Annotated in this window: 1 pseudogene; it reads left to right on the forward strand. The window is 60.0% G+C overall.

Annotated elements, in window-relative coordinates:
- Positions 1-147: 147 nt before the first annotated feature.
- Positions 148-365, forward strand: a pseudogene (locus A3736_RS18020) (integrase); the annotation flags it as partial.

Genomic DNA, 365 nt, shown 5'->3' on the forward strand with positions numbered 1-365 from the left:
CAGGCGGGGGTCGCCGCACGTTTCCTCGACGACGTACTGGAAGGTCGACCGCTCGCCCAGATCACGCATGATGATCTGGTTAAGCTCAACGACTGCTTCGAGCGGGTGCACGGTGCGACACTCCTGCGGTCGCCGAAGCAGCAAGAGATGACCATCCTCGAAATCGTCGATGAATACGAGGCTCTCATCGCGGAGAACGAGCAGCTCGCTAAGCAGCGGCAGAAGCGCGAGATCGACAATGGTGAAGCCGATGCACCGACCCGGTTGACCCGAAAGGACCTTGGCCTTTCTTTGGTGACGACCAATCGCCATTTCGGCTTCCTGCGTCAGCTGACGGATTGGTTCGCGCGCCACCATCCCATTGC

Source organism: Erythrobacter sp. HI0063 (genome assembly GCF_001635685.1).
Classification (GTDB): domain Bacteria; phylum Pseudomonadota; class Alphaproteobacteria; order Sphingomonadales; family Sphingomonadaceae; genus Qipengyuania.